General features: G+C 69.3%; 7 protein-coding genes and 1 pseudogene. 4 read left to right on the top strand and 4 right to left on the bottom strand.

Going from position 1 to position 9,837, the window contains the following annotated elements; translation table 11 throughout:
• Window positions 1-123 precede the first annotated feature (123 nt).
• Both V7050_RS13790 and V7050_RS13785 read left to right on the top strand, forming a co-directional pair.
• Window positions 124-1,536, top strand: coding sequence for a lactate utilization protein B (locus tag V7050_RS13790; RefSeq protein ID WP_324370330.1), 1,413 nt, complete (start codon window positions 124-126; stop codon window positions 1,534-1,536).
• Window positions 1,533-2,180 (top strand): LutC/YkgG family protein, encoded by a 648-nt coding sequence (locus V7050_RS13785; protein ID WP_324374558.1) that lies wholly within the window; start codon window positions 1,533-1,535, stop codon window positions 2,178-2,180. The genes V7050_RS13790 and V7050_RS13785 overlap by 4 nt, the downstream gene beginning before the upstream one ends.
• Before the next feature lie 338 nt (window positions 2,181-2,518).
• Here V7050_RS13785 and V7050_RS13780 read toward each other — a convergent pair whose 3' ends face one another.
• A complete protein-coding gene (locus V7050_RS13780; protein ID WP_324369387.1) occupies window positions 2,519-3,271 on the bottom strand; it encodes an alpha/beta fold hydrolase in 753 nt (250 codons plus the stop codon).
• A 74-nt stretch (window positions 3,272-3,345) separates the two neighbouring features.
• Window positions 3,346-4,466, bottom strand: a pseudogene (locus tag V7050_RS13775) (iron-containing alcohol dehydrogenase).
• Window positions 4,467-4,798: 332 nt separating this feature from the next.
• Here V7050_RS13775 and V7050_RS13770 point away from each other — a divergent pair.
• Window positions 4,799-6,016, top strand: a complete 1,218-nt coding sequence (locus V7050_RS13770) for an argininosuccinate synthase (RefSeq protein ID WP_324369383.1) — start codon at window positions 4,799-4,801, stop codon at window positions 6,014-6,016.
• A gap of 191 nt (window positions 6,017-6,207) precedes the next feature.
• On the top strand, window positions 6,208-6,813 hold the full coding sequence (msrA, locus tag V7050_RS13765) for a peptide-methionine (S)-S-oxide reductase MsrA (protein ID WP_324369381.1): 606 nt from the start codon (window positions 6,208-6,210) through the stop codon (window positions 6,811-6,813).
• A gap of 10 nt (window positions 6,814-6,823) precedes the next feature.
• Here the strand turns inward: msrA and V7050_RS13760 are convergent, their stop codons facing one another.
• Together V7050_RS13760 and V7050_RS13750 are read right to left on the bottom strand one after the other, a co-directional pair.
• Complete coding sequence (locus V7050_RS13760; RefSeq protein WP_324369379.1) at window positions 6,824-7,111, bottom strand: YggT family protein; 288 nt, start codon at window positions 7,109-7,111, stop codon at window positions 6,824-6,826.
• Between the two features lie 549 nt (window positions 7,112-7,660).
• Entirely contained in the window at window positions 7,661-9,625 is a 1,965-nt protein-coding gene (locus tag V7050_RS13750) for a leucine-rich repeat domain-containing protein (protein WP_324369377.1), read from the bottom strand.
• Between the last annotated feature and the right edge of the window lie 212 nt (window positions 9,626-9,837).

Raw genomic sequence — 9,837 nt, 5'->3', positions numbered from 1 at the left:
GGCTGCCTGATGAACATGGCCGGCAAGCTGCACCGGCGCGGCGCGAGGACCCGCTGCTTCCATGCGGTCGAGGTGCTGGCGGGCCGCGCGGACGGCCCCGCCATCGGCGAGGAGGGCTGAGCCGTGAACGTCGCACTGCCCCCCTTCAAGGAGCGCGCCAAGGCGGCGCTGGCGGACCGCAGGCTGAAGCTGGCCATCGACCGCACCACCGGCACGGCGGAGGCCAAGCGCGCCGCGGCGGTCGCGGCCTTCCCAGAATTCGACGCCGCCCGCGCCCGCGGCCGCGCGATCAAGGACCATGTCATCGCCAACCTGGGCCATTACCTCGAGATGTTCGAGCGGAACGCCACCGCATCCGGCGCCCATGTGCATTGGGCGGTGGACGACGCCGAGGCCCGGGCCATCGTCACGCGCCTCTGCCTGGATGCGAAGGCGAAGGTCGTCACCCGGTCGAAATCCATGTTGGGCGAGGAGATCGGCCTTCCCCATGCCCTTGCCGATGCCGGGATCGAGCGGGTCGAGACCGACCTCGCCGAGCATATCATCCAGCTCGCCGGCGAGACCCCGTCCCACATCATCTGGCCCGCCATGCACCGTACGCGCGAGCAGGTGGCGGAGCTCTTCACCGCCAGCCACCGGCCGCCGCCCGAGGCGGACGATCCCGCGACCATGGTCCAGAGCGCACGCCGCGTCCTGCGCGAGAAGTTCCTCGGCGCGGATGTGGGCATCTCGGGCGCGAATTTCCTCGTGGCCGACACCGGCGCGACCTGCACCGTGACCAACGAGGGCAATGCGGAGCTGACCACCACGCCGCCGCGCGTCCATATCGTCACCGCGGGGATCGAGAAGATCGTGCCCTCGACCGCCCATGCCATGGCGCTCCTGCGCATCCTGGTGCGCTCCGCGACCGGCGGGGAGCTGACGCAATACACCACCTTCCATTGCGGCCCGAAACGCCCCGGCGACGCCGACGGGCCGGAGGAGATGCATATCGTGCTGGTCGACAACGGCCGCACGAAGATGCTGGCAGGTGAGTTCCGGGAGATGCTGCGCTGCATCCGCTGCGGCGCCTGCATGAACCATTGCGTCGTCTATCGCCAGATCGGCGGCCACGCCTATGGCGGGACCTATCCCGGACCGATGGGCTCGGTGCTGACGCCGGTGCTGGACGGGCTGGCGGCCGCGCGCGACCTGCCCAATGCCTGCACCATGAACGGCCGTTGCGCCGAGGTCTGCCCGGTCGGCATCCCGATCCCGACGCTGCTGCGCGCCTGGCGCCGGCGCAGCTGGCGCGAGCGGCTGGAGCCCGGCGCGCTGCGTGCGGGCATCGGCCTCTGGGCGCAAGTCGCCCATCGGCCCGCGCTCTACCGCCTCGCCAGCCGGATCGGGGTGCGCGCGCTGCGGGCCTTCGGCCGGGACGGCTGGATCGGCAGCCTGCCGCTGGCCGGGGGCTGGACCGCCTATCGCGACCTGCCGCGTCCCTCGGGCCGCACCTTCATGGAGCAATACCGCGACCAGCAGAGGGGCCGCAAATGACCGCCCGCGACACGATCCTGACCGCCGTTCTCGCAGCCTGTCCCGCCGGGGACCCACGCTCCGTCGCCGCTGCCGCCGCGGCGCTCCTCGACGATCCCGACAGCAGCCGCCCGCCGCTCGTCGCGCCGGGCCTGCCCGAGGCCTTCACCCTCAAGGCCACCGCGCTCGGCGCCAGTGTCGAGCGCGTGGCGGGCATGGCTTCCGTCCCCGAGGCGGCGGCGCGCTATCTGGAGCGCCACGGCCTCGCCGGCCTGTCGCTGCAGCCCGCGCCGGCGCTGACGGCGCTGGACTGGACCGGCATCGCCACCCATGACGGCATCGCCGCCGACGAGCCCGCCGCCCTCGGCCTCGCGCTCTACGGCATCGCGGAGAGCGGATCGCTGGTCGTTCATTCCGGGCCGGACGCGCCGATCCTGCTGTCCTTCCTGCCGCTGCACCATATCGTCGTGCTGCGCGAATCCACCCTGCTGCCCTGGCTTGAGGATTACGCGGCGCGGCTCGAGGCGGCCTCGGTCCCGCGCAACGCCATCCTGATCACCGGCCCGAGCGGCACCACCGACATCGAGGGCAGCTACGTCCGCGGCGCCCACGGGCCGGGATTCCTCCACGTCATCATCACCGGCACGGACGGCCTTCCCGAGTGACGCGCGCCATGGATCCTGTTGACGGCCCTTCTGCCTGACCGACGCTGCGGCCCGAGCCCGAAGCGGCAATGGCGTGGCGCCCCGTCTTGCGCCGGTTCGAAGCGGTCACACACATCCTTTGCGACGCTGGGCCGGCTGAGGGCGGCGGGATCGATTGCAATGGACGCGCCCGACCAAGGAGCCCGTTTGGGTCTCGCTCGAGCCGCGCCGCCATGGGCCGTGAGGATCGCAGAATTGGACGCTGAGCCCGGACCGGGGGAATTCGGTGCGGGCCGCGCGGGGCGCGTCCTTCTTTCCATTCCGGGGCTGCCCGCACGCGGCCGCCGGTGGCGCCCGGCTCACTCCCTCAGGAAGGCCGCCACCGCATCGATGACGGCGTCGGGGGCGTCGGCGTGGAGCCAGTGGCCGGCACCGGGGATGACGGCATGGCGCGCCTCGGGGAAAAGATCGCGGATCGCCGGCCAGTGGCCGGGCTGGATGTAGTCCGAGGTCTCGCCGGCGAGAAAGAGCGTGGGCCGGCCGAAGCGCCGGCCGGTCTCGGGAAAGTCCATGATCCGCGGCATGTCGGCGATCAGCGCGTCGAGATTGAGCTTCCAGCGCGCGCCCTCCGCGCCCATGTCGAGGCTCTGCAGGAAGAATCCGCGCAGCACCGGATCGGGCACCAGCGGCGCGAGCCGCGCGTCCGCTTCGGCGCGGCGCCCGATGCCGTCGAGGTCGACGGCGCGCAGCGCGATGGCATGGTCGATCTGGCTGTGCGGATAGGCCACCGGCGCGATATCGGCCACCACCAGCCGGTGCACGAGATCGGGGCGGTGCAGCGCGAGCATCATCGCCGCCTTGCCGCCCATGGAATGGCCAAGCAGGTCGGCCTTGCCGCCGAGCCCCTCGATGACACCGGCGAGATCGGTCGCCATGGCCTCGTAGGAATGGTCCGGGTGATGCGGGCTCTCGCCGTGGTTGCGCATGTCCACCGCCACCACGCGCCGGTCGGCGGCGAGCCTGCGCGCGACCGCGCCCCAGTTGCGCGCCGAGCCGTAGAGCCCATGGGCCAGAACCAGCGGCGGCCGGTCGTCCGGCCCCTCGTGGTGGATGCGGTTGAGCGCCGCCGGGCTGCGCGCCGGCGCCTTGGGCTTGACGCGGACCGCGCCGGGAGCGGGCGCCCGGCTCACCAGGCCGCCTCGTAGATCGCGCGGGCATCGGCCTCGGTGACCGGCCGGGGGTTGTTCACGAGCAACCCTGTCTGTTTCATCGCCTCCTCCACACAGCGCGGCAGATCCGCCGCCGCGACGCCGACATCCCGCAGGCGCTGGGGCAGGCCGAGGCGGGACGAGAGCGCCGCGAGCCCGTCCGCCAGATCCGCGCCCGCCCCGGCAAGGGGCGCGAGCGCGGCGTATTCACCTGCTGCTGCCGGCGCATTGAAGCGCAGCACATGCGGCAGGACCAGGGCATTCGACAAGCCATACGGCAGGTGGAAGAGCCCGCCGATCGGATAGGCCAGCGCATGGACCGCCGCAACCGGGCATTGGCGAAGGCCTGGCCGGCGAGCATGGCGCCGAGCAGCATCGCCCCGCGGGCGGCACGGTCGCCGCCCACGGCCACGGCGCGCTCGATATTGGCGCCGAGCAGCCGCAGCGCCTCGCAGGCCAGCGCCCGGCTGACCGGGCTGGCGTTGGGGCTGCGCGAGGTATAGGCCTCGATGGCATGGACCATGGCGTCGAGGCCGGTGGCGGCGGTGGTCGCGGCCGGCAGGCCGAGCGTGAGATCGGGGTCGAGCAATGCGAGATCGGGCAGGAGCAGCGGCGAGGAGACGCCGCGCTTCTCCGATCCCTCCACGGTGACGATCGCGACCGGTGTCACCTCCGAGCCGGTGCCGGCGGTGGTGGGCACGAGCACCAGCGGCAGGCACGGCCCGCGCGCGAGGCCCACGCCCCAGGCGGCGTCAAGATCCTCGTCCGAGCCGAGCAGGAGGGCCGCGAGCTTGGCCACGTCGAGCGACGAGCCGCCGCCGAAGCCGACCTCCCCGGTCGCTTCCTGCCCGGCCGCAACCGCCGCCATCAGCGTCGCGCGCGAGGGATCGGCCTCGACCGCGTCGAAGACCGTGACCGCCGCGCCCTGCGCGAGCCTCGCGAGTGCCGGCGCGTTGAGGCCGAGCCCGGTCAGTCCGGCATCGGTAACGAAGAGGATGCGCGACCCGAGGCGCTTCGCGGCGAGCGGCCCGAGGTGGGCCGCGGCGCCCGCCGCGAAGCGGATCGCCGGCGTGGTTTCGAAGGTGATGGCGCCGATCATGCCGTCCCTCCCCGGCCGCAAGGCTCCCCTTGTCGCGCGTTCCGCCGGCTCTGGCAACGCCCGGCGCGGGCGGCCAGGGGGATCGCATTTGGCAACGTGACCCTGTGAGGTCGAGCTCCGGGCGCGGCTGGCGTCACCATCCCGCCCGGGCGGTGCCTGGCCTCGGCGGGATGGCGGTTCGGGTCAGGCCGAAACCCCGATGAAACGGTGCGCATTGCGCGAACGACGGTCGGGCCCGAAATGGCGCGACCCGGCGCTCCCCGATCCGCTCTCGCTTGCTGCGCCCGGCGAAACCGCCTAGAGGGCGCGCGGGAACGCAAGCGGAGAATGTCATGACGGCGCCGAAGAAGGTCGTGCTCGCCTATTCGGGCGGGCTCGACACCTCGATCATCCTCAAGTGGCTCCAGACCGAATACGGCTGCGAGGTCGTCACCTTTACCGCCGATCTCGGCCAGGGCGAGGAGCTGGAACCGGCGCGAGCCAAGGCGGAACTGCTCGGCGTGCGCCCGGAGAACATCTTCATCGAGGATCTGCGCGAGGAATTCGTGCGCGATTTCGTCTTCCCGATGTTCCGCGCCAACACGCTCTACGAGGGCCAGTACCTGCTCGGCACCTCGATCGCCCGCCCACTGATCGCCCAGCGGCTGGTGGAGATCGCCGAGGCCACCGGGGCGGATGCCGTCGCCCATGGCGCGACCGGCAAGGGCAACGACCAGGTGCGCTTCGAGCTCGCCGCCTATGCGCTCGACCCCGGGATCCGGGTGATCGCGCCCTGGCGGGAATGGGATCTGACCAGCCGCACGAAGCTCCTGGAATTCGCCGAGGCGCACCAGATCCCGATCGCCCGCGACAAGCGCGGCGAGGCGCCCTTCAGCGTGGATGCGAACCTCCTGCACACCTCCTCGGAGGGCAAGGTGCTCGAGAACCCGGCCGAAGAGGCGCCGGCTTACGTCTACCAGCGCACGGTCGATCCCGAAGCCGCCCCCGACACGCCCGAATACGTCGAGATCGGCTTCGAGCGCGGCGACGCGGTCGCCGTCGACGACGCCACCCTCTCGCCCGCCGCCCTGCTGACCCGCCTGAACGCGCTCGGCGGCCGCCACGGCATCGGCCGGCTCGACCTCGTAGAGAACCGCTTCGTCGGCATGAAGTCCCGGGGTATCTACGAGACCCCCGGCGGCACGGTCCTGCTGGCGGCGCATCGCGGCATCGAATCGATCACCCTCGACCGGGGCGCGATGCATCTCAAGGACGAGCTGATGCCGCGCTATGCCGAGCTCATCTACAACGGCTTCTGGTTCTCGCCGGAGCGCGCCATGCTCCAGGCCGCCATCGACACGAGCCAGGCGGGGGTGACCGGCACGGTGCGCCTCAAGCTCTACAAGGGCCAGGCCAGCGTGGTCGGACGCCGCTCCGACGGCTCGCTCTATTCCGAGGCCCATGTCACCTTCGAGGACGACGCCGGCGCCTACGACCAGAAGGACGCCGCCGGCTTCATCCGCCTGAACGCGCTGCGCCTGAAGCTTCTCGCGGCCCGGGACCGCCGCTGAGCCCCGGCGCCGCAAGCGGCCTCCCCGCCGGGCTCCGGCGCCCCCGGCCGGGGCCGCAACCCCGTCGACACGGGATCGGCGCGCGTGCGGTTTCGGCCAAGATCGCGCAAAGTTCCGCCCCTCACCCGGATTTGTGTTGCGGATCCGCAGGCCATCCGGCTTCTGGGCCTTCGGGGTGAGAGGTGGGAACGATGAGGCATGTCCTGATCGCGATGGTCTTTGTCGTCGCGGCTCTTGGGGCCGCGCGGGCCGAGACGCTGCAGACGGCGATCTTCGCCGGGGGCGGCTTCTGGTGCGTCGAGGCGGATTTCGACGCGGTGCCGGGGGTGGTCGACACGCTCTCGGGCTATACCGGCGGCGATCTGGAGGACCCGAGCTACGACCGGGTGTCCCGGGAGGACACCGGCCATTACGAGGCGGTGCGTATCACCTTCGACGCCGAGACGGTGACCTATGCGCAGCTCCTGCACGTCTTCTGGCGCAGCATCGACCCGACCGATGCGGCGGGCCAGTTCTGCGACCGCGGGCCGAGCTACCGCACCGCGGTCTTCGTGCTCGACGCCGATCAGGCCGCCCTGGCCGAGACCTCCCGGCAGCAGGCCCGGGACCGGCTGGGGCAGGAGATCGTCACGCCGATTCTCGCCGCGAAGACCTTCTGGCCGGCGGAGGCCCATCACCAGAATTTTCACGAGACCAACCCGCTTCGCTACAGCTTCTACCGCGAGGCCTGCGGCCGGGACGCCCGCGTACGCCAGCTCTGGGGGGCGGATGCGCTGATTCTCGAGGAGCGTCCCTGAGGGCGCGCGGTCAGAGGAAGACGGCGGCGTTGTTGATCAGCACGATCCGGATCGCATAGAGCGCGACGATCACGATGATCGGCGAGAGGTCGAGCCCGCCCATTTCGGGCAGGAAGCGCCGGATCGGCCCGTAGACCGGCTCGAGGAAGCGGTTGAGCCCGGTCCAGATCTGCCAGACCAGCGGCTGGTTGCGGTTGAGCACGTTGAAATTGATCAGCCAGCTCATGATCACATGGGCGATCACGATCCACCAGGCCAGATCGAGGACGAGGAGCAGGATCTGCAGGAGCGAAGACATGGGCGCGTGACCGTCTGACGAGGTTTTCCGGCGCACACACCTAGACCGGCCCCGCCATGGCCGCAAGGGCGATGCGGCGGAGCCTCAGGGCCATCGCGCCCGGCGCGCGTCCTCTCCCCTTCGACCGCCCCGCCACAAATGAGGGCAGCGCGCGGCCCGGGCGGGCATCGCGCGGCCGGGGCCTTGGCTGATCGGGCTCGGGCGGCCTCTCGGGCAGGCAGGCGGCCAGCATGACAGGGGTCGCGCCGATCGGGCGCCAGTCGGGGCAGTACCGCGGCCAGGCCCATATCGGCGGTGGCCGCCCGGCGGTGCGGCGGGTGACGGAACAGGCCGTGCGGGACACGCGGATCGCATCCACGGGATTTCCTTTCGGGGCCCGTCAAGGGGTCACACGATTTCAGGTCGATCGGCCCGCTTGAATTCGGTGATGATAAGCCCCTTGGAAAGTCTGGAAAAAACTCGAGCTGGACGGCGGCTGGAAACGGGCTGGATTCCGGCTTGCCATTTCCGGGCGGGCTGTTGACGCGCGGCGGTCATCCGCAGGCCGCATCAGAATGGCAGCGGCAGGTGGCTGACGAAGCGCCAGAGGGCGCTGAAGATCGGTTCAATCCAGGCGATTGCCGCGCCGAATCCCGTGGCGACAAAGGCCGCGTTCCTCGCGGCCGCGACCGGATTCTCCCTGGCCCATTCCGCGGAGCGCTCGGCATATTGCATCAGTCGGCCCTTGATCCGGCCGACCCATGCCGCGGCCAGAACGGCGGTCCTGCGCAGGTCGGAAAGCGCCACCGCGAGGCGTTCGGCGCTGTCGGAGGTCGCGAGCGTCTTCAGGGCCGCGTCCATGCGGGCGCGCAGATAGGCGAGCGACGTGCGGACGCTCTCGCCGAAGATGCCGCCCGCGATACCGGCCTCGACCATGGCCTCGGCGTCGCGGACCATTGGCGGAAGTTCCCGCGACAGGACCTCCGCGGAGAGGTCGGGCTCGGGCACGACCGGCGCGAGCGCGGCCGGGAACCATCCGCGCATGAGCGCATCGTGGTTCTCGAGGAAGCCGGCGATCTGGCCACGATCGAATCCGTCGAGCGCGTCGGCGGTAAGATCGTCGACCAGCACCGCCCGCACCGCGTCGGCGATGAAGTTCAGGAGCCGGCCGTTCGGTTGCTCCTGTTTCACCCGGCGCCGGTAGTCCTTGAAGCCGTCGATCAGCGCCATCCCGAACCGGTCGGCACGATCCGCGCGCGCCAGCCTGTCGGCGGCATAGGCCAGCACCTCGACCAGATCGTCGTAGTTCGGGCCGCGTTCCATCGGCAGCGGCGGGTCCGGGGAAACGGCCTCGAAGACGGTTTCCACGAGTGCGAGGTCGGCCAGCGAAGCTTCGAGGATCGGGCCGTGCATCGCAGCTTCGATCGGATCGGAATTGACCGGCGGCCAGTCGGTGAGGGATTGCAGGTAGTCGATCGTTCGCCGCGTGCGGGCGTCGTCGTCTTCGATCTCCGCCAGCTTGCCCAGTCCTTCGGGGTCGAGATCGCAGGCCTTGCAGCCCTTGAAGCTTAGATTTCCTCGGTAGCCAAGCGAGCCTTCTATCAGTTTCGGGAGGTCCTTGATCGGGCGCAGATCATCGACCGAGGTGTTGCTCAGGTCGAGCATGGTCAACTCGGTGCAGCCTGAAAGCGGCCCGATATCCGCGATGTGTGAATTCGTGATCCTGAGCCAATGCAAAGAAGCGAGATCACGCAATGGCGCAATATCTGCCACCGCTGTCAGTTCAAGGTTAAGTGAACTCAGCGCCCTGAAGCGCTGAATTGGGCCGATGTCGGCAACTTTCGTGTTGCCGATATACAGACCATGAATGCCAGTGAGATTTGCGAGAGGTCTGAGGTCGGAGACCGGTGTGTTGTTGAGGTCAAGGATCTTGAGGGTGTTGAGGCGCATCAATGGCCTAAGATCGACGACCTTCGATCTGCCCAGCGACAGAACTTCGAGACCGACAAGATCCTGAAGGCCATCAAGATCAACAACCGCTGTACCGATAAGCCGGAGTATCTCAAGGGAAGCAAGGTTCCGAAGTGGCCGCAAGTCGGCTACTGGAGTGTGCATCAGCGAGAGTTCATCGAGAGAGACAAGGCCCGCGAGTGGCCCAAGGTCGGTAACCCGGGTCTTGTTCAGAGAAAGCTCCTTCAGTCGTCGGAATTCACGGATTGGCGCTAGGTCAACGACCTGGCTCCCATCCAAGTGTAGCTTCTCCAGATTTGTATGGTTGGCAATCGGGGCGAGGTTGGAAACCGGTGTGTTCTTCAAGCCAAGGCCTGTTAGGTTTGAAAGGCCAGCTATCGGTTCGAGGTTCGTTATCTTGGTATTCTCAAATCCCAAGACAATCATGGATCTGTGTTCTGCGATTTCCGGTGGGATCTGTTCAAGACCCGGAAGATGACTGAAGTGTAATTCGCTCCTGATGTGGGTAGGGCTCTTCCTGATCACCTCCAGCGCTGCGGCATAGGCGGCTTCGGCATTGCTCATCGGGGCCTCGTGGCTGCTGGCGGGAGCTTGTCGCGGCGATGAAGGAGGGAGATGCGCACTGTAAGTCGACACCGGGCGTTTAGCGAGGTGATCACATTTGGAGCCCATTGTCACCGGTACGACCGTTCCGCCATGAGATGAGGGCAGCGCACGGCCCGGCGGGTGCGAAGCGCCCGCGTCGTGCCGGAGGCACGCCGTTGGCGTGACGGGCG

It is taken from the genome of Amaricoccus sp. (genome assembly GCF_036846665.1).
Taxonomy (GTDB): Bacteria; Pseudomonadota; Alphaproteobacteria; order Rhodobacterales; family Rhodobacteraceae; genus Amaricoccus.
Note: the sequence above shows the minus strand (reverse complement) of the source record. Positions and strands in the feature narration are given on the sequence as shown.